This is a genomic window from Nitrospirota bacterium, assembly GCA_040755395.1.
Lineage (GTDB): Bacteria > Nitrospirota > Nitrospiria > Nitrospirales > Nitrospiraceae > DATLZU01.
The window spans coordinates 51,173-71,599 of the sequence record JBFMAX010000017.1 but is presented as its reverse complement, the minus strand read 5'-3'; the positions used below and the strand labels follow the sequence as shown (position 1 = coordinate 71,599).

The 20,427-nt window shown below is 62.6% G+C and carries 15 protein-coding genes; 7 read left to right on the top strand and 8 right to left on the bottom strand.

What is annotated here, in order from left to right; translation table 11 throughout:
- The first annotated feature begins 429 nt into the window (after positions 1 to 429).
- A complete protein-coding gene (locus AB1555_18130; GenBank protein ID MEW6248606.1) occupies positions 430 to 765 on the top strand; it encodes an HMA2 domain-containing protein in 336 nt (111 codons plus the stop codon).
- A gap of 7 nt (positions 766 to 772) precedes the next feature.
- On the opposite strand, the gene AB1555_18125 is transcribed toward AB1555_18130, so the two are convergent.
- The 3 genes from AB1555_18125 to AB1555_18115 are packed head-to-tail and all read right to left on the bottom strand — an operon-like array spanning position 773 to position 4,245.
- A complete protein-coding gene (locus tag AB1555_18125; protein MEW6248605.1) occupies positions 773 to 3,352 on the bottom strand; it encodes a heavy metal translocating P-type ATPase in 2,580 nt (859 codons plus the stop codon).
- 54 nt (positions 3,353 to 3,406) lie between these two features.
- Positions 3,407 to 3,961 carry an HMA2 domain-containing protein gene (locus tag AB1555_18120; protein ID MEW6248604.1) on the bottom strand — a complete coding sequence of 185 codons (555 nt, stop codon included), beginning with the start codon at positions 3,959 to 3,961 and terminating at the stop codon, positions 3,407 to 3,409.
- On the bottom strand, positions 3,958 to 4,245 hold the full coding sequence (locus AB1555_18115) for a DUF5132 domain-containing protein (GenBank protein ID MEW6248603.1): 288 nt from the start codon (positions 4,243 to 4,245) through the stop codon (positions 3,958 to 3,960). The genes AB1555_18120 and AB1555_18115 overlap by 4 nt, the downstream gene beginning before the upstream one ends.
- 134 nt (positions 4,246 to 4,379) lie before the next feature.
- On the opposite strand from AB1555_18115, the gene AB1555_18110 reads away from it, so the two are divergent.
- Positions 4,380 to 4,688, top strand: coding sequence for a winged helix-turn-helix domain-containing protein (locus AB1555_18110; protein ID MEW6248602.1), 309 nt, complete (start codon positions 4,380 to 4,382; stop codon positions 4,686 to 4,688).
- 132 nt (positions 4,689 to 4,820) lie between these two features.
- Here the strand turns inward: AB1555_18110 and AB1555_18105 are convergent, their stop codons facing one another.
- From AB1555_18105 to AB1555_18085, 5 genes are all read right to left on the bottom strand, one after another.
- Positions 4,821 to 5,456, bottom strand: coding sequence for a TonB family protein (locus AB1555_18105; GenBank protein MEW6248601.1), 636 nt, complete (start codon positions 5,454 to 5,456; stop codon positions 4,821 to 4,823).
- Positions 5,457 to 5,547: 91 nt separating this feature from the next.
- Positions 5,548 to 5,967 (bottom strand): biopolymer transporter ExbD, encoded by a 420-nt coding sequence (locus AB1555_18100; GenBank protein MEW6248600.1) that lies wholly within the window; start codon positions 5,965 to 5,967, stop codon positions 5,548 to 5,550.
- A gap of 141 nt (positions 5,968 to 6,108) precedes the next feature.
- A complete protein-coding gene (locus AB1555_18095) occupies positions 6,109 to 6,894 on the bottom strand; it encodes a MotA/TolQ/ExbB proton channel family protein (GenBank protein MEW6248599.1) in 786 nt (261 codons plus the stop codon).
- Between the two features lie 21 nt (positions 6,895 to 6,915).
- Entirely contained in the window at positions 6,916 to 11,298 is a 4,383-nt protein-coding gene (locus tag AB1555_18090; GenBank protein ID MEW6248598.1) for a filamentous hemagglutinin N-terminal domain-containing protein, read from the bottom strand.
- Positions 11,299 to 11,314: 16 nt separating this feature from the next.
- Entirely contained in the window at positions 11,315 to 13,174 is a 1,860-nt protein-coding gene (locus AB1555_18085) for a POTRA domain-containing protein (protein ID MEW6248597.1), read from the bottom strand.
- A 393-nt stretch (positions 13,175 to 13,567) separates the two neighbouring features.
- On the opposite strand from AB1555_18085, the gene gspC reads away from it, so the two are divergent.
- The 5 genes from gspC to gspF all read left to right on the top strand — a co-directional run bounded on the left by gspC (position 13,568) and on the right by gspF (position 20,407).
- Positions 13,568 to 14,443: a type II secretion system protein GspC gene (gspC, locus tag AB1555_18080; protein ID MEW6248596.1), complete on the top strand. Its 876-nt coding sequence runs from the start codon at positions 13,568 to 13,570 to the stop codon at positions 14,441 to 14,443.
- Positions 14,430 to 16,001 (top strand): secretin N-terminal domain-containing protein, encoded by a 1,572-nt coding sequence (locus AB1555_18075; protein ID MEW6248595.1) that lies wholly within the window; start codon positions 14,430 to 14,432, stop codon positions 15,999 to 16,001. The genes gspC and AB1555_18075 overlap by 14 nt, the downstream gene beginning before the upstream one ends.
- 346 nt (positions 16,002 to 16,347) lie before the next feature.
- Positions 16,348 to 17,169: a hypothetical protein gene (locus AB1555_18070; protein ID MEW6248594.1), complete on the top strand. Its 822-nt coding sequence runs from the start codon at positions 16,348 to 16,350 to the stop codon at positions 17,167 to 17,169.
- Between the two features lie 273 nt (positions 17,170 to 17,442).
- Complete coding sequence (gspE, locus tag AB1555_18065; GenBank protein ID MEW6248593.1) at positions 17,443 to 19,161, top strand: type II secretion system ATPase GspE; 1,719 nt, start codon at positions 17,443 to 17,445, stop codon at positions 19,159 to 19,161.
- A 10-nt stretch (positions 19,162 to 19,171) separates the two neighbouring features.
- A complete protein-coding gene (gene gspF / locus AB1555_18060; protein ID MEW6248592.1) occupies positions 19,172 to 20,407 on the top strand; it encodes a type II secretion system inner membrane protein GspF in 1,236 nt (411 codons plus the stop codon).
- Positions 20,408 to 20,427 lie beyond the last annotated feature (20 nt).

Below are 20,427 nucleotides of genomic sequence, written 5' to 3'. Positions count from 1 at the left end.
CGATTCCTGACAGGAGGCCCGCGATTTCCGCAGGAGCGCATCCGGGCTCTCTCGTCCATGCGTGGCCGCTGGTGCTCTCGTCTATCATGTCATGCGTAACGAAACGACTCCCGACCCCTTTTCTCATCTCACCGTACTGAGAACCCCTGGCGTATCCGCCAGGTCCCCGGAACAATACCAGCATTTCCAGAGGAACAATCGCGATGCAGCGGGACGTAGACTCGCGGCGCGAAGAATGCTGCTCTCCGCCCCCTCCCCGCGGAGAAGATGGGAACGGAAACCCCGAGAGTTTACAGAAAATTAACAGAGCCGAATACTCGGTGTAACGAGTTTTCACTACCCTATCCATTGTGTATGGATGGGGATATGTCGCGCTAACGTGGGACCGGCGCATTAAACAACCCTGGGCGCGGGAGGAAGGAGATTCTTATGGAAGGCGGCTACTTCCTGCATATGCTTGACGGGCGCGTGCGTATCAAAGTCCCTGAGATCAAGCGATCCCCGATGAAGGCGTCCCAGGTCGAGAAGGCCTTGGCGAAGGTGAAGGGCATCACACACGTCCGTGCCAATGCGGTGACCGGAAGCGTGCTGGTCCTGTATCACTCCAAAACGATCACGCCGCACCGGATCGCGGAGACGCTGAGGGAGCTGGGCTGCCTGGCTTTCAACGAGACCCCGCCGCAACGATCGCGCAGACTTTCCGACTTTGTGGTTCAATCCGTCGCTGAACAGCTCCTCCAGCGCGCCCTTCTCGCCCTTTTGTAGCCTTTCCTCAATCGCGGTCCTGCACCCGATCGAGCAACGGGCGAAGGGCGTTGGCCGTCGCCAGGATCGCCGAGCCGTTGCTTAACAGGGTGGCCGCGCCGGGACCCAGCAGTCCGAAGACCGACAGTCCCAACGCCACGGTGTTGGGAAGCGAGATGATCGACCAATTCCGGCGGATGAGGTCGGTCGCTTCCCGGCCGATTTCGACGGCGACCGGAACCTTCCATAACCCGCCGTTGATGAGGACGACTTGCGCCGTTTCCCTGGCTATGTCGGCTCCGCCGTCGACGGCGATGCCCACATCGGCATGCGCAAGGGCCGGGGAATCATTGATCCCGTCCCCCACAACGGCGACCGTACGTCCTTTTGCCTGAAGGTCTTTCACCACCGAGACCTTCTGCTCCGGCAACGCTTCGGCCACATAGCGCGTGATGCCGACCCGCTCCGCGACGTGACGCGCCACTCGCTGGTGATCGCCGGTGACCATGATGCAGTCCTTCACGCCGAGATCCCTGAGCCGGCGGACGACCGCCTCGGCGTCGGGCCGAAGCGGATCGGCACAGGCCAGCACCCCGGCGAGCGAGCCGTTCACGGCGACGCAAATGGGGGACAGCGCTCGGTGCTCCCATTCCCGCAGATCGGCGTCGACCTCCCGCGGGACTTCAATGGCGTGATGGGTCATGAACCGCCGGCAGCCGACGTGAACGATCCGTCCGTCGACTTGCGCCTGTACGCCGAGGCCGATTACATACTTCGACGCCGTGCGTTCAGGAATGTCGAGTCCGCGCGCGGCGGCCGCTTTGACGACGGCCTGCGCGACCGGATGGGTCAAACGTCGCTCCGATGCCGCCGCCAGCACCAGCATCTCGCCGGACGACCACCGGCCGCACGACGCCACGTGCATGACCTCCGGAGCGCCCATCGTCAGGGTGCCCGTTTTGTCGAACACCACGGCGTCCACCTCCGCGAGTCGCTCCAAATATCGTCCGCCCTTGATGAGGAGGCCGTGTCTGACGGCTTTGGTCATGGATGCCAACACCGCGGTCGGCGCAGCGATCCGGATGCCCGTACCGTAGTCGACGATCAGCACAGAGGCCGCACGCTGGAGCGACCCGCTCAGGACCGCGGAGGCGCCGGCGACCATGAAACTGTACGGGACGAGGTCGTTGGCCCAGCGCTCGGCGTAGTTTTGTATCCGTGTTTCCTGGACGGGAGCCTCCTCCACCAGCCGAACGATCTTTGCCGCCTCCGTCTGATCGCCGATTCGCTCCGCTCGGATGTACAGTTTCCCGTCGCAGACGACCGTCGCCGCGTACACGGGATCGCCCTCCCCTTTCTCGACGGGCGACGATTCTCCGGTCAACGTCTGTTGATCGACGGCCGCCTTGCCCGAGATCACCGTTCCGTCCACCGGTATCCGTTCTCCCGGGTACGCGACCACCGTCTCCCCCGCATTGATCTGATCGACCATGACCTGAACCTTGACGTTCTCGCGGAGCACCCAAGCCGGGGATTTCCGGTAGGCGAGCACCGCCTTGACCGCGTCCTGAGCCTGCGCGAGCGTCGCGTCGCGGATGTAGTCTCCCAAGTTCACGAGCCAGACCATAAAAAGCGCCATCGACAATTGTCCTTGTACGGTCAGCACCGCGGCGGCGGACGCATCGAGGACGTCCACGTTCAAGGTGCCCTTCCGCGCAAAGGCGTCATAGGCACGACCCAGCATCGGCAGCGTACTTCCCAGCAGCAGGAACGGCACCAGCGGCGCCGCCGCCGACTCCGCCAGGAACCCGAGCGCGATGCCGGCGGTCGAGAGCAGCAGCTCGAGTCCCGATCCCTGGGAAGCCTCGGTCGCCGGTTTCGTCCGGCGACTGTCGTTGCCTTGGTAGTCGCGCAGTTCTCGACGGGAAAGGCCTCGCACCGTTTCGAGCACGCTGTCCGGTGTGACCGCCGCCGGATCATACGTCAGGGTGACGCTCGCGCACCCTTGATTGACCTGAACATCGATGATCCCCGGTCGATCTTCCAGAACGAACCGTAATCGGTCGGCCAGCCGGTCGTCGCTCTTCAGCCTTGGCACACGAACGCGAAGGCGCCCTTTGATCGCATGGATGAGCGTCACCGGACCAAGATCACCGGAAGCCGCTCCAATGGCGGCTGACCGTTGCGATTCGGTCGTCGCTCGAGTGGAAGGGTCGGCGGAAGCCGCCGCGGAGCGGTCATGCGACGCGGCGCGGTGAACCGCTTCCCGGGAACGAGCCGAACCGTCGGAGGAGACGGCTCCGATAGGGCGCGCGCGTCGCGTGGTCCGGCGAGGAACTGTCGCAGCTTTCGACGCGCCGTTGATGCCGGGGAGGTTCGGACCGCCGTTTTGGCTCAAAAAATGGCGCAATTTTTCGGTGGTCCAGATCGACCGGTCGTATGTGATTGTCACACAGCCGGAAACCGGATCGGCGGCGACGCTTCCGATTCCCGGAAGCCGTCGAAGAAGACTCTCGACCCGCGCCGCCAGCAGGGGCTCTGTCGTGATGATCGGCAATTTCAGGCGCGAACGGCGGCGGAAGGATGAGGGCTGAGCGGAAACGGACACCTATGCCTCCTTTTCTCTTCTTGCGAAAGGCCTTGTTCAAGGCCGCGGTTCCGATCAAGCTTGTGTCGGTGTATCGCGGTTCAGCATGAAAAAGGAGCCGAACGCGAACCAAAAGTAGTCGTGCCAGGCGGGAAATGTCAGCTTCTCCGAAACGAGAAGGCTCCGCACTCCCAGCGCGAACAGCGCCAGCGGGACCAGGAGGCGCATCCGCTCGGATCCCAGGAAAGCGGACCGCGTGCTCGCAGACGCTCCGTTCCGGTGAGCGCCATCCAATAATGAGAGGATGTCGGGAGAGAATTCAGCCAACGACACCCCGAAGGCGTTCGCGACCGAAGCGTAAAAGTCGAACGACTCAGAGAGGTCAGGATCGTACTCGATCAACACCGTTCCAGTGAGCGGGCTGGCCTCGACTCGATCGATGCCCGGGACGCCGGAGAGCCGTTCCCGAACCGCGCTCGCATCTCGGGGACTTCCCTTCAATGATCCGACACGCAGTCGAACGCGTCCCGGGAGCGCGTGGACCAAACTGATGTCGTCGGCTCGTATCATGTCCTTCCGTTCCGACTTCCATCGCCCCTCGTGCGGGATGCAGGGGGCGACCCCCCTCATTCACTCTTTCGTTTGCGCGATGTCGCGGCGGCTTCTGCTTCCGTCGCGGACTCGGCCATTTCGGACCTTGCCTCCGCCACCAGATCATTGAGCTGTTCGCCGGCCTCCGCGACGGTTTCCTTTACCGCATCGTAGATCATAAGCCCGCCTTTCACGGCGGCTTTGGCCAATGGACGAAAACCTGAAGCCAGGGCCGGCAACACCGTCGGAGCCACGATGGCCGCTGCAACCCCGACCAGAATCGTCGACAGGGACCCTTTTGTGACATCCTCGAGCAACGACATGAGCGCACCTCCTTTGAGACGGGTCTTCCGCTGTGATCGTCACCTGATCGTAGCTTGATGTCTTTGTAACCGCTGCGTGGTTCTATAGGCCGGTTGGCTTGCTTCATCAAGTTAAGAAATTGTGAAGATCGAGCGTGAGCACACGGAAGATCGTCATAGGCGGGTTGCGCCTGTCCGCGCCGGATCGCACGGTTCAACGGGGGCGGCGGAAGATCCGATTGACACCGAGAGAGTTCGTTCTGCTTTGGACGCTCGCCTCTTCCCCCGGCAAGTTGTTCCGTCGAAGAGAGTTGATGGACGCTTTTCACATCGCCGGCGCGCCGCCGAGTCCGCGAGTCATCGACGCGCACATCGCGCGGATTCGGAAAAAGCTCCGTGCCCTGGGGGGAGACCCGTCTTTGATTGCTACCGTCTGGTGTGTCGGCTACAAGCTCCGCGATTAAACGCCTCTGCCGACCTCAGGCTGACCACGAACGGACGCGGGTGGCTCCGGCTACGGTTGTCCGACAACGGAACGATTCTCTCGCCGCGACCCGATAAATAGGGGCAGAAGGATTCTCTGTTGGGTGAGCCTTTCACGCCGGGGGAAAGAACTTCACGATGATGCGGTGGTCGGCGCCCGGCGGAGGCGGCCTGACTTGCTTGAGTTTGGAAAGCGCATCGAGCGCGGACTGATCGAACAGGAGACTGCCGGACGAATTCACGAGCCGGTATTCGAGGACATGCCCTTCGTCGTCGAGGACGAGCTCACAGAGCACGGCGTAATCCAGATTGTCCGGGAGCGCGGGGGGCTGCACATAGTGTTGCTGGATCGCGGCGGTCAACAAATCTGCATAGCCGGAGAATTTCCCCCGGCCTTTTCCGATGGCGAACGGCGTCGTATCGACCGGCGCGGAGGCCGGCCGTTCCACCGGTGAAGGCGGCGGAGCGGCGACGGGCTCAGGCGGAGGCGGCGGCGCTTCCTGCTTCGGTTCCGGTTTCGGCGGCGGGGGCGGCGGCTCCGGCTCCGGTTCCGGCGGGGGCGGCGGCTCGGGCGGCTTCTCCTGCTTCATGAAGGCGTCGAGCTTGTACACCTTGATGAGGGACTGGCCGAACTCCGTCTGGGACAGCCAGTACAACCCGGCGGCGATGCCGACGTGAATCAGGGCAACAATGAGGAGCGTGGTGCCGAGCTTGGTTTTCTTCTTCTGGAAGCCGGTATATCCGGGCATCTCTTCTTTTCAACTGGTAAGGGGTCAGGGCGGAGGTGTGAGCGATTTTCTTCAACCCTTTACCCCTCACCGCTCACCCCTTACCTTTCTTTCACAGGCCTTCCCCCATCGGTTTGGTGGCCAGAGCGAGGTCCTCGATCGGGATGCGTTGCAGGACGTCCAGGACCGCGACCACGTGTTTGTATTCGACGCCGGCATCGCCGCGGAGGACGACGGGGAGTTTTCCACCTTTGGCTTTCTTCAATTCCCGCAGCAGGCTCTCCAATTCGGCAATCCTGACCTTTTCCTCGTCCAGGAAGATCTCGCCGGTCTTCTTGACCGAGATGGTCCTGGTGGTGCTCTCCATTTCCGTTTCATGCGGCGTGGATTCCGGCAACTTCAGCTCGATCCCCTGAACCATGGCCGTCGTGGTGATGATGAAGATCACGAGCAGCACCCAGGCGAGGTCCAAGAGCGGCGTGATGTTGATGTCCGAGACGGCGCCGTGGCTGCTTCTTGAAAAACGTCGCATCGTATTCCAACTCCACCCTCACCCTTCCCTCCCCCTGGCAGGGGGAGGACGAGGAGAGGATCAGTCACTCAATTACCCAATTACTCTCTTGCCATAAGCCCCCACCCTTCCCCTTCAAGGTGGAGGGTCTCGGAGAGGGGGTCAGTGCGCCGCGGCCGCGCCCATGGACGGCTCCTCTTCCTGGTGGGAGCGAGGCCGATAGTCCTCGATGTCCTCTTCGGTCTTCACGCCGCCGTTCCGGTTGTCCTGGAGAAATTCCGTCATGAACACGGTCTCCAAATGCGCCGCGAAATTATCCAGCTCCATCGTCAACGCCTTGATCTTCGTCACCAGGAAGTTGTAGCAAAACAACGAAGGGATCGCGACCATCAGCCCGGCGACCGTCGCGATCAAGGCCGCGGCCACGCCCGGCGCCATCGCGGTGAGGCTGGCTTGCTGCACCCGCCCGATGCCGGAGAAGGTGTCCATCACCCCCCAGACGGTGCCGAGCAGTCCGACAAACGGCCCGCCGCTGATCGCGGTGGCCAGGATGATCATACCGGATTCCAGGCTCACGGCCGCCTCGCCGAGCACCCGCTCCAACGCAATCCGGACCGCGTTCATCCCGTGGCGGGGGATCTGTTGGCTGCCGTACTTCTCCTGCTGCGCTTTGAGCTCCTCGCATCCGCCGTAGTAGAGCTCGTACATCGGCGAGCCGTTCAACTGCTTGATCGGGCCCTTGTTGAAAATCGTCAACGGCGACTTCGCCCGCGAATAGGCGTTGAGAAACATCCGGTTCCGTTTCCGGGCCTTCGCCAGTTGGCGGAACTTGTTGATGATCACCGTCCAGCTCACCAGCGAAAACAGCAAGAGCACCGAGATGGTGATCTTGCCTTCGAGAGTCGCGTGATTCAGCGCGAACGCGATGCCGCCTGACCCGAGATCCATGCTCCGTTCTCCTCTTCTCCGTCAGCCGCCCGGCTGGGCTTGCGGTTTCACATCCACCTGAATGGTCACGCCCCGCTTGACCCGCACGCTTTGCGCGAGCTGGGATGTGCCTTCTTTCTCCTCGGACTTAGCGGTCATCGTCTTTTTCGCCTGGGCCTTTGCCTGCTGAGTGGACGCCTCCGTCGTTTTGTCCTGAACCGCTTCAACCGACTTCGAGGCCGTGGACGACGTGCCGGCCGTGGCGGACGCCGTCGCCGCCACCGTGCCCGTCACGCCGCTGAGACCGCCGCCCAGGGAGGACCCGCCGGCACTGGCGCCGCCGCTGATGCTGCCGCCCACGGCGGACGTGCCGGAAAAGCTGCCGACGAACGCGGTGGGAGACCCTTCGAGTTTACCCCCGACGTCGAACTGGATCTGTCCCTCGATCGTCCCTCCCTGGAGGTTCAGGTCCCGACCGGCGAGGAGGTTGATCCGTCGTCCCCGGATGCCGGCCGGCGGCACCACGATATCGCGGCCGGCTTTCAGATTGATGTCGCCGAGTTCCAACGGCTGAAAATTCTTCTGAGGATTCCGGTTGATGAAGTCGTCGAACTCTCGTTGAAACTCCGGCTCGCGAGCCTTGACGGCGTCTTCGAGCTTCGCTTTCAGCGAGGAGGTGTCGCGGCCGAGGAAGTCCTGTTTGGCGATCTCGTATTTGATCGCCAGGATCGCCGGCGTGTCGAACTTCGGGAACGGAAGCGGAAACTCCGGGTCGTTGGGATGGAATGTGAAAATGCCGCTGCCCGGTACCTCGTAGGTCGTGAAAATGCTTGTTCCGTTCGGAAGGACCGTTTCCACGTTGAACGCGGTCCGTTCGTCTTTGCCGCCGCTGCCGGCATTGACGTCGCCGTTCATGGACGAGATGGCGGTGTCTCCGCCGCCCAAGGTTGCGACGCGCGATCGATTCACCTCCACGTTGCCGACGGCTTTGATGTCGATACCTCCTCCGCGGAGCGTGACGATGCCGGTGTCCTCCGCCTGTCGCCGCGTATTGGTCCCGACGTTGACGCGGCCCCCGACCGGATTGACGATCGCGACCGGCCGCCCCTCGACCTGGAGCACGAGTCGCCCGTTCACCAGAGCCGGTCTTCCGTCGGCCAGGACCGGCCGACCGTCCGCACCGATCACGGGATTGCGATCCACCTGGTAGGCCTTGCCGTCCGCAATGATGTACATCTTGCCGGACTGCTCCACGATGACGGGATTTCGGTCCAGGACCAACGTGTCGTGACGAACATCGGCCTGCGTCAGCACGGCCGTGTCATTCACGAGGACTTCCTTGCCGAAGATCAGGATGGCGGACGCTTCTCCGTTCTTCGCGACTTCAGCGAGGACCGGCCGACCGACCGTGCCGGGATTGCTTCCCCGGGCCGGCTGGGTTCCGGTCAGCACACTGCCCGGGCCCACGGCCGGTCGGCCGTTGACATCGGTCAGGGGATCCCCGTTCGCATCGAGCAACGGTCCGACATCCAGTCCGTGAATGAAGATCGAGGCGCCGTTGCCGGTGTTGATCTTGGTCTGGACCATCTCGAGATTGCCGCCGACCGCGATGTCCAGCAGTCCGCCCTGATCGGAATCTCCCGGACGCCCCGGCCGCAAATCGTGCACGATCCCGCGACTGTCCGCCAGATTGAGATCGCCCTTGGCCCGCACGACGGCGACTCCCGTGCCGTAAAATTCCAGTCCGCTCGGCGCATTTTGCGTGCCGAGCTTCTTCAGGTCGATGTCGCCTTCCGCGCTGACCCGTGCACCCGCGATCGGAGCCCCTGCGGCGTCGCGTCCCAAATCCGGCGCCGCCATGCGGGAGGAGAAAGCCGTGATGTCCGCAGCCGACGAGACGTCGATCTGTTTCTTGAGCGACGGACTGTACAGATCCAGACGAAGCGTCGAAATGCTCCCGGCCCCCGTTGTAAAGCGGACGGGAGCCGGCTGATGGACCGGCACGTTTTGAGCTGGCTTGTCGAGCGCGCTGAGCAGTCCCTCGGCCGACCCCGTAGCGTTGTCGGCGATGGCGCTTTGCAGCTCGTTCTGAAACAGTTTGACGACCGGCGCCGGCGTTTGGTTGATCACCAGAGGCGGATTATTGAGCAGGTCCGAGGGTATCGGGGGCGCGCCGGGCGGCGGCGTTTGCGCCAGATACAAGGTGTTCAGCACGGGGTCGGCCTCAGCTTGTTCGAGCGTCACCCATCGCCATTGCCCGCCCTGTCCCGGCAGGCCGACAAAGATGAGCCTGGCGGTGGCGTCCGGTTCCGGCGGAAGCGTCTTGTTCACCCCTCTGATGCTGTTGCCGGCAAAAAAGTCGAGACGCCCGGTCACCGACGGCCAAAAACTGAGGTTGCTTTCGACGACGATATCGCCCTGGTCCGCCTTGGCCGTGAATGACGCAGGATAAATTGTGCGGAGCTTTTCAAAATTCGCCAACTCCGGCGGCTTCAGGAAGATATGGCCGGTCACGGAGCGAAGGTTCAGGCTGTTGTTCGGATCGGCGGTGACATCGATCCGATTCGGGTCGGCGGCGACGCCGGCATCTTCGGCCAAACCTAAAAACGACGAGCCGACTGAAGTCATGGTCACTTGCGCGCTGCCCAACGTCAGATTGGCATAGGCCTTCGATGACCCGATGTTCCGCCCCGCGACGACCGTCGCGGTTCCGTTCGTCAAGAGGAACCCCGGGCCGGTCTGAACGGGCGACCCGGGAAGACTGCCCAACCAATCCCGGCCCGCTGTGATCCACAGGTCGCCGGGTCCGCCGACCAGAATGCCTTTGCCGGATTCAAACGCCGCCGGTGCGATGACATCGCGCCCGGCGCTGAGCGTGATATCGCCGCCCTGCAGGGTCTGGAGACTGGAGAGCCCGAAGCTTCCCTCCAGCAACTGAATGTCCCGCCCGGCCGTCAGCTCGAGGCTCCCCGACCTCGTGGTGATGAAGTCGGCGCCCGTCAGAAGGATATCGTTCCGCGCGTGGAGCTGAATATCCCAGCGCCCGCCCGCTCCTCCGTTGACGAACGAATCCGTGAAGCGGATGTTGCCGCCCGCCTTGAGGCGCAACGTGCCCGTTCGGCCGGCATCCAACGGCAACTGGGCGAGATTGAAAAAGCTGCCGTTCACCGTGATGTCCTTCATCGCGATGAGCGTCAGATCGGGAACCCGCGGGAGATTGTTCAGGTCGACAATCTCCAGATTCTCCGGAATAAGCTGGAAGCGGCCAGTCACGAATCCCGGCTGAGCGAAGAGCGACAGGGTCCCGTTCTGCGTCACGTTCGTCCCCTGTGATCCACCTCCCAGCGCGATCAGCCCCCCGTGTCCGCCCTGCGCGCTTCCCGAGACATCCAACGTCGCGCCGGCCTCGACCGCGACCTGCCCTTGCGCGCCGCTTCCCCCCGTCGCCATGGCGATGATCGTGCCTCCGTCCGATGCGCTTTGGCCGTCGCCCTTGGCGAATGTCCGGCTGCCGGCCGTGAAAGCCACGCGTTCGTCGGCGACCAATTCGATGCGGCCGTTGCGCTCGCGCACGCTGTTTGCCTGGACTAAACCGCTTTGGTTGACCACTCGTCCGAACAAACTCACCTGGCCCCCGTCGGCCATCAGTTCGTTCAGATTCGCCGCCTGTCCGGCCGGCGCCGTCACTTCGACGAACAAGCCTCGGCCGTCGGGACGGTTCGAGAGAAAGGCGCTTGATCCCGCCGCCAGCGCGATATGACCGTCGGGGCTCTTGATGATGCCGGCGTTTTCGACGTTGTGGGCGAAGAGATAGACGCCTTGCGCGCCGGCCGTGATCGACCCTTCGTTGCGGACCAGGCTGTTCGCAATGGTATCGGGCAGGCCGACGTGCGTGGAGGCGACGCCCAACCGGTAACTCCCGGCCAGAAAGTCGGCGTCGCTCATATGAAGAGTCGAGGCGACGAGCCCCCCGGCATTGACCTGGGCGGTCGGTCCGAACAACACGCCGTTCGGGTTCAGTAAAAACAGCAACGAACTGGCGAACAGATTCCCGTTGATGACGCTCGCTTTGTTGTCGAAGACGCGGATCAGCGCGGCCGCTCCGACCGGCTGGAGCACCTGAACCGTCTGACCTTGGATGATATCGAACTGATTGGCGTGGGCGATGAGTTTCCCCGTCTGCTGCTGGAGCGTGATGTTGGCGGTCCCGGAGCCGGTGATCGTGCCTTCTCCATGCACAACGGAGAGCCCGTTGACCTGACCGACCACCTCTAAAGGGACTGTGAGCTGGAATGCCCAGCCGATGACGAGCCAGGCCGTGACGATGACGCCCCGGCTCCGGCCCAGCAGGTTCAGGATGCACCGTCGTAGTCTTCGCCCATCGATTATGAGATAGGCCATCGCCGAGAATGCCGGTCGTGTCACACCGCCTCCCACAGGGTTAATAGGCCAGACTCACCATGAAATGGACGAAGGTGTCGCCCGCCCGCGTGACGGTCGCGTCTTGCAACGCGAACCCTTGATCCACCTGGAGCTGGAGATTGTAGGGCACCAGTTGCGCGCGGACTCCCCCACCGATGCCTTCCAATCGAAACTGATCCTTCTGCCCGATCGGCGCATCCCGCACCCAGAGAGTGACGGCGTCATAGAACGCGAGCACCTTCCAGGTGATCTTGAGCGACGACGCGCGCCGTCGCTGCCAGAACCGATCAAGCGGGATCTCCGGCAGCGGCGGGGAGAGCAGCTCCGCCCGCCCGCGCACCGCGTGGTCGCCGAGCGATTCGTTCTGGATGTAGCCCCGGACCGTGTCCATCCCGCCGGCGAAATATTGTTCGGCCGGCACCAGGGGTTCACTGGCCCATTGGCCGTCCGCGTGCAGCGAGAGACTGAACCCCAGCGGCAAGGGTTGAGTTCGATCCAGGCCGGCCTGCAGGACCGCGAATCTTCCGGTCGAGCCGGCGCGGTTGCCCGGTTTGTTGAACGGATCGGCCGGGTCTCCGGCGAAGTCCGCCTTCTTTCCGCCCGGGATGATCGGCCAGTAGCCTTTCGCCGTGACGGAAAATTGGGTGATGCCCCATGCATCGGGACGGATGCCGGTGTATCCGAGAGAGAGCGGCGTGTATTGGATCGGGCTCAAAACGACGGCCGTGCCGAGCGGTCCGGGAAACGTCGCCTCGGTTTTCTCGAGACGTTTGTAGTCTGCGCCCAGCGCGATCTGATGCGTGGTCGTCGTCCCTTCGAACACAGGGAAGAAATATCGGAGGCCGGCGATGGTGGCGTTCCCCGCGACCGATACGTCGCCGGGACTCAACGCCAACGTCGTTCCGGCCAACACCGACGTGCTCGTGACTTTCGACGCGTACACGGCCAGCACATGCTGCGGCCCCATGATCGGCGCGACGTAGCTGAAGCCGTAGGCTTGCACCGCGCCCCAGTCCTCCGGCGTCTGGGTCGTCTGCAGAGTCAGAATATGATCTTCGTCCCACAGGTTCGTGTACTGGACCTCCGCCGTCAGCCGGTTGGCCGGCGTCGTGAACGGGCCCTTGTTGTCGCCGATCATCCGGGCGTGCAGCGGCAGCCGCTCGTTGACCTTCAGCTCGACATCCACCGTGCCCGTTTCCGTTCCCGGTTTCAGCACCGGCGTGATCTTGCGATCCGGGTTCACGTTGACGGCGTCGAGCTCTTTGACCAGAGTGGGCTCATGGATCAGGGCGCCGGGACGGAGCGACGGCAGTTTGGCGAGAATGTTGTAGCGGGAATAGTAGGTGTTCCCGACCATGCGGACCTCGCCGATCCGGCTTTCCACAACCGTCAGGCGCACGACGCCGTTCTCGATGGTCTGTTCAGGAATGATGACGATGACGGTGGGATACCCCAACGCCTGATAGGCTCTCTCCAGCTCGTGCCGGGCCTTCTCGATGTCGGCAATGGTCTTCCCCGAACCTCTGTGTTGATCGAGCACGCCGTTGATCTTTTCCGGAGAGAGCAGCGAGCTTCCTTCTACGATGAATGCTTTTATGTCAAAGCCCGGAGGCTCGGGTGTCGGAGAAGGGGGCTCCGGCGTCTGGGCGACAGGCGGATTGGCTGCTTCCCGGCCGGACGTCGCGCTATCCGCTTTCGCAACCTTTCTCGGTTCAGCCTCCTGCGCATGGCCCCATCGAGAAACGGTTCGGGCTTTCCGGTGATCGTCCGGTCTGCCCGATGGAGCGGCTTCAACGACCGTCGCCGGCTCAATCATGGCGGCGACCAGACCGGCGCAGAGCGCGAGGGCAAGGAAAGCCACCCCACCCCGTCCTTTCATGCGCCATCGCTTTCCTCAAAGCGCCCGTCACGCAGAACGCTCAGCCCGCCCTTGGGCCTTGCTTTGGTTCGCGCCGGGACTCGCGCTGTTCTTTTTCCTGTTGATGTGCCGAGTTCCATTTTCCCGATCGACTGTTCTGAAACTGCCTCCTTACCTTCTCCTTAACACAGGGTGAGCCGAAGGCTCATGACAACAGAAGCCTGTGAAACTGCGAAGCGATCTACCGGGCGAATGTTACGGGCGAGTTATCGACGCATTCGCGGCCTGTTAACTGTTCCATTCGACGCATTCCATGCAGTCACCCCATTGCAGATGTGGAGGCAGTCGGGATACCATACAGCGCCTTGAGCAGACGACCCGCTTCGTCCGCGTGTTCATGAGAGCGATTGGCTTATGTGGCGGCGGATAGGACTCGCGCTGTTTCTGACACTGTCCGCGTTCTTCATCGCCCATACGATCAACGCGTTCATCGCGCATTCGCTCTCGGTGCCGTTCACTCCGCAGTCGTTTTCTTCGGTCGCCGAACCCGCCGCGCCGACCGTCCCGCCGGCTCAGCTGGCGGCTGAAATCCGCGCCAGCGGCCTCTTCCCGCTCCCCGAGGAAGAGTCATCCGATGTCGCGCTTCCGGGCCAACCGGCCAAAGCCAAGCGTCCGCCCCTCGACGTGGCCAGAAAAGTAAAACTGTTGGGCACGGTCATGGGCGACCGGGGCGGCATCTCCGCCGTCCTCGAAGATCTGGCGACGAAACGACAGAACCTGTTTCGGCTGCACGAGCAGATTCCCAATGTGGGAGAGTTGGCGGAGATCAGGAAGGACGGGGTCGTGATCCGGGAAGACGGCCAGGAGGAATTGCTCCCGCTCGTGCTGCTTGACCAGGGTCAAGCGGGGGCGACGCCGGCGACGTCCGCCTCTCCGGCGACGTTCGCGGGACGCAAGCACGCGCCTCCTCCGGTCAACCGGGTGCTGGATCGCCGCGAAGTCGAACAGGCGATGGCGGACGTCTCGAAACTGTTGACCCAGGCCCATGCCGTGCCGCATTTCACCAACGGCGCGCTGGACGGGTTCCGCATCGACTTCATCGCTCCGGCAAGCTTTTATGAAAAGATCGGGTTGAGTTACGGCGACGTCCTGCAACGGGTCAACGGCGTGGAGGTCCGCGACCCCGGCACCATGCTGCGCGTCTTTCAACAGGTGAAGAACGAGCGGACGGTCAAAGTCGATGTCTTGCGCAACAATCAACCCACGACCCTGACGTATGAGATTCGCTAAGCCGCTGGCCGTCGTCGCCTTGGCCGCGCTGCCGCTGATGAATACGTTCGTTGCGGCGGCGCAAAACGGAACGCCCCAGCCCGGTCGCGTCACGCTCGATTTCAACGAGGTCGAGCTGCCGGTGTTCGTGCGCTTCATCAGCGAACTGACCGGGAAAAATTTCGTCCTGGACGACACCGCCAAGAAAACAGCCGGGAAAATCACGCTGTTTTCTCCCACCAAAGTCAGCGTGGACCAGGCGTACAACATGTTCCTGGCCGCCTTGGAAGTCAGCCGGCTGATGGCGATTCCGAAGGGAAACGTTGTGCAGATCGTGCAAACGGCGGAGGTGCCGCCCGAGCGGAACGTCTACGTGTACAAACTCAAGTACGCCAACGCCAGCGACACGGCCGCGCTGCTGACGAACCTGGTCGCCAAATCCTCAGCTGTGCCGGCCGCGACCCCGACCGGCCGCCCGCCGTTCCGGCCGATGACGGAATTTGAAGCGCCGGTTCAGGTGTTCGCCGACAAAGCCACCAACAGCGTCGTCATCAGCGCCACCCGCACGGCCTATAACCGGCTCCAGTCCGTGCTTCGCGAGATCGATACGCGCCGCCACCAGGTGTTCGTGGAGGCGGTCATTCTCGAAGTGCAGGTGGATCGCCTGCGGCAAATCGGGAGCGACCCGCTCCAGGCGATCGCCGCGGGAAGCCGCGGGTCAGTACAAGCCATCGGGGGATTCAACCGGGCCCCCGAAGATCTGGCCTCGCTCGCTCAGACGATCAGCGGAATAGGCACAAGCGCGGTGACGGGAGCCGCGACGGGAGGCGCGCTGACCGTGCTCAACACGATCAACGTGCGGGCGTTTCTGCAACTTCTGATGAACCTGACGGACACGAATATCCTGTCCACGCCGCAGGTCATGGCTGCGGACAATCAAAAAGCGAAGATCGTCGTCGGCGAGAATCGGCCCTTCCCGACCGGACAGGCGCAGGGCATCACCGGCGGCACGCTCGTGACGATCGAGCGAAAAGACGTCGGGGTCACGCTGGAAATCACGCCGCAGGTGTTGGAAAACGATCTCGTGCGTTTGGAAATCAAACAGGAGATTACGGCGATCGCGGAAAGCGTGGCCCAGACGATCGGGACCGGCGCTGCGACCGTGCCGGTCGGCCCGACCACCACCAAGCGCGCGATGGAGACCACCACCGTCGCTCGGGACAAACAGACCCTCGTCATCGGCGGACTGGTACGCGACAACGTCACCCTGAGCGAACGCAAGATTCCGCTGCTGGGAGACATTCCACTGCTCGGCTGGCTGTTCCGGTTTCAGAGCCGGCAGGTGGAAAAGCTCAACCTGCTCGTCTTCCTGACCCCGCACATCATCAGGGACGAGGTCGACATGGTCGAACTGAATCAGCGCAAGGCCGCGGATGTGGGCACGCTTCAGCGGGAGAATCGCATCGAGGAACCGACCCGCCTGAAACAGGAAGTGATCGAGCATCTCGAACCGCGCAACCAACAACCCGCAGATCCTCACGCCGCCGGAAAACAGGTCCCGGCATCATCCTCACCCTAAATCTTCAGCCAACAGCGGATAGCCGATAGCGAGTAGCTAAGAGCATTTGCTGGTCGCAACTTTCAGAGCTGATCGCTACCGGTTATTCACTTCTTTGAATATCTCCAGCAGCAAATAGCGAACAGCCAGTAGCGTCACCCCCACCCTCCCCTCCCCCTTCAACGGAGAGGGTCTTCGGAAGAGGGGGGATGCTCTAGGGTGAGCTCAAGGCTCATGAAGACTGTGGAGAAGCGGAATTTAACGCGAAGTTAATCTGCGCGAAACTGCGCCGTTGCCTTCCCGGTGGTACCTTCCCACACGCCGCGATGAAGCCGCACCGCAATCACTTGTTGACCGGAGGACCGGTTTGAATCCCTCACAACGTCGAGCCACGCGCGCGAGCGCGTTGGCTCTGCTCCTGTGGCTTTCGGCCGCGCACCACGAGGTTTCCGCCGAGTGGTATGTGGCAGGCTACGGCGGCGTCAGCACCGGCGGCGCCTTGAGGGACGTCACGATGAATAACCTGGGCGAACGTCTGGCGCTTCAGCAGCTTCCGCCGGGGATCTTTGATCCCAACGACGTGGCGTTCGGGTCGTTCACCCAATCCTTCAACACCGAGAATCTCTCCTTGAAAAGCTCACTGATCTTCGGCGGCAAAGCGGGATACTTTTTTTCGGATGAGGGCCTTCCGTGGCTGGGAGTGGAAGTCGAAGCCTATACCACCAAGCCGTCGATCCGGAAACAGACGGTTCGCTCTCATCAGGAGATCACCTATACGCCGAACCAGGATGCCGGCGTCAACTGCCAAAACCCCATCCCGCCCAGCAATTGCCCGAAATTCATCAGATCCGACGGTCAAGTGTCGCTTGCTGAAGAATCGGATCTTCGCGTGACCACGGTCGCATTCAACGTGCTCGCTCGGTATCCGGGCGAAATCGTGCAGCCCTATCTCGGCGTCGGAGCCGGCGCGTTTTATTTTTCGTCCTCATCGGGTCCGGTTCAAGGCCGGCAGTGGGTTCCGGGACTGAACGTGCTTGCCGGATTCAAAGTGTTCTTCACCGACGAATGGGGCGTCTTCGCGGAAGGGAAATACAATTATGCTACCATCAGCACGTTCGATCCGACATTCGGCGTGAGCGGCGCGTACAGCATGTTTCACGCTGTCGGAGGAATCGCCTATCGGTTTTGACGATACTTCACACGGAGCACGTGAAAATCATTTTTTCAGAGACAAACATCAACCAAATGTTGAGGTCCTTTGCGCTCACAGGATCGTTCACGTTTCCGCATCTTGCCATCGGACGAGAGGAAGAGTATGTTTGTCCTGCTTCGCGCCTGAATATCAGAGGGTTCCACGCAGTTTCTTTGAGTAGAGTCTGAAGCCGGCGCGGTACAGGCTCGTGATTCGTGTGACGGTCACCTTGAATCAAATTGGTGGTGCGTGAGCGGGAGCGGTGGGGCTGTGGGATACGGACGGCCTCTGCTGGGAACCATTCTCGGCGAGAAATTCAACCTCCCGGAAGCCAAGCTGGAAGAGGCGCTCGCGCAACAGCGGGACAAAGGAGGGCGGCTCGGGGACGTGTTGGTGCGGCTGCGCGCCGTGCGGGACGACGAAGTGCTCCAGGCCCTCGCCCATCAGTTCGAATTGCCGTGGCTTCCGCAACTGGAGCCCAACCAGGTCGATCCGGCTCTCCTGAAATCCGTTCCCATCGGTTTCGCCCGCCGGTACCGGGTGCTCCCTTTACGGGCTGAAGACGGCGTCGTCACCGTCGCCACCTGCGACCCGCTGGAGACGGCCGCCCTGGACGATCTTCGCCTGTTGCTCGGCTCGCCGGTCGCGCCGGTCTTGACGACGAGCGTGTCGTTGCTCTCCTGCCTGAATCACGTGTATGACCAAGCCGCCAATCCCGCCGCCGCCGAGCAGGTCATGGAGGATCTGGCGGCGGACGAGAATCTGGACCGCCTCGCCCGGGAACTGGACGAACCCCAGGATCTGCTGGACGCCACCGACGAAGCGCCCATCATTCGCCTGGTCAATTCCATTCTCTTCCAGGCCGTCAAGCAGCGGGCCAGCGACATCCACTTCGAATCGTTCGAGAAAGGCTTGGTCGTCCGCTACCGGATCGACGGCGTGCTGTATCCGGTGCTGACTCCGCCCAAACACCTGCAAGCCAGCATTATCGCGCGCCTGAAAATCATGGCGGGGCTGAACATCGCGGAGAAACGGCTGCCGCAGGACGGCCGGTTCGGGATCCGGACGGCGGGGAAAGACGTCGATCTCCGCGTGTCCGTTCTCCCCACGTCGCACGGCGAGCGCGTGGTGTTGCGGCTGCTCGAAAAAGAGAACCGGCTGCTGAACCTCTCGGAAATCGGGTTCTCGCCCGATAAGCTGGCGGTCATGCAGCAGCTCATCCAATTGTCGCACGGCATCATCCTGGTGACCGGCCCGACCGGCAGCGGCAAGACGACGACGCTCTACGCGGCGCTCAGCCAGATCAATGCGCCGGACAAAAACATCATCACGGTCGAGGACCCCGTCGAGTATCAGCTTCAGGGCATCGGCCAGATGCAGGTGAATCCGAAGATCAACCTGACCTTCGCCTCCGGGTTGCGGTCGATTTTGCGCCAGGACCCGGACGTCATCATGATCGGGGAAATCCGGGACCTGGAAACCGCCGAGATCGCCATCCATGCTTCGTTGACCGGCCATCTGGTGTTTTCCACCTTGCATACGAACGATGCGGCCAGCGCCCCGACCCGCCTGATCGACATGGGCATCGAGCCGTTCCTCGTCGCGTCGTCGGTCGTCGCCGTGCTGGCTCAGCGGTTGCTGCGGAAGATCTGTCCCGATTGTCGGCGCCCCTACCGTCCGAGCGACGAAGAGCTCACCCGGCTCGGGCTTCCCCTCACCACGCCCCGTCCGACGTTCTCTCGCGGCGCCGGCTGCGCGGCCTGCTCCCAGACCGGATACCGCGGCCGCACCGGCATCTACGAACTGCTGTTGATGGACGACGACATCCGCCGCCTGATCGGCGCCAAGGCGGACTCGGCGGCCATCAAGCAGGCCGCCATCGCCAAAGGGATGGTTCCCCTCAAGCAGGAAGGCGCGCTCAAGGTCGCGCAGGGGGTGACCACCACCGAGGAAGTGATGCGCATCACGCAGCAGGAAGTCGAACTATAGCGAACCCCCCATGCCGGTCTATCAGTACAAAGGCGTTCGCGCGGACGGCGCGACGGCCAGCGGCATCATCGACGCCGAGAGCCCCAAGGTCGCGCGGCTGAAGCTCCGCAAAGGCGGGATCTATCCGACCGATGTCATCGAGCAGGGGCAGCGTCGCGACGGCGGAGCCGGACCGGCGGTACGTGTGCAGTCGGCAGAGGGACGTTCCGCCTCGTTGTCCGTCCAGGAGCTGGCCGTCGTGACCAGACAATTGGGCACCCTGCTGGTGGCCGGTCTGCCGCTGGTGGACGCGCTCGGCATCCTGGTCGAACAATCGGACAAGAAGGCCGTCAAGAGTCTTCTTGCGGACATGCGCGAGGAGATCCGCGGCGGCAAAGCGCTCAGCGCCGTGTTGGAACGCTATCCGCGGGACTTTTCTTCCATTTACGTCCATATGGTGCGCGCCGGCGAAGCCAGCGGCGCGCTGGACCATATCCTGTTCCGACTGGCCGATTTTCTGGAGAAGCAACTTGCGCTGAAACACAAAGTCACCAACGCCACACTGTACCCGGTCCTCATGCTCATAGTCGGCGTCGCCGTGCTGTTCTTTCTCATGACGTTCGTGGTGCCCAAAATCACCGCGGTGTTCGCCGATCTCAAGCAGGCGCTGCCGTGGCCGACGGTGGTCCTGATGGGGATCAGCCGGTTTCTGGCGGATTATTGGCTGTTTCTTCTTGGCGGGATCGGCCTGGCGCTGGGAGGCGCTCAGCGTCTTCTGAAGACTCCCGCCGGGCGTCTCGCCGCCGACCGGTTTCTGTTGAAACTGCCCCTGATCGGCGACGTGGCGCGGATGGTCTCGATCTCGCGGTTGGCCGGCACGTTGGCCACCATGCTGGCGAGCGGGGTGCAATTGCTGGACGCCCTGGACGTCGCCAAACGGGTGATGAACAATCGCGTGCTCGAACGGGCGGTCGAGGAGGCCCGGCAGAACATCCGGGAAGGGCAGGCCGTCGCCGAGCCGTTGAAGCGCAGCGGGGAATTTCCGTCCCTCGTCACGCACATGATCGCGGTCGGCGAAAAGAGCGGCGAGATGGAGGAGATGCTCCGGCGGATCGCCCAGATTTACGACGGGGAGGTGGACCGGGTCATCACGCGGCTCACCTCGCTGCTTGAGCCGGTGATGATCCTTATCATGGGCGTCGTAGTATTTTTCATCGTCGTGGCGATCCTGTTGCCGATTTTCGAAATGGGACAGATGGTTCGTTAAGACAGTGATTGGGGATTAAG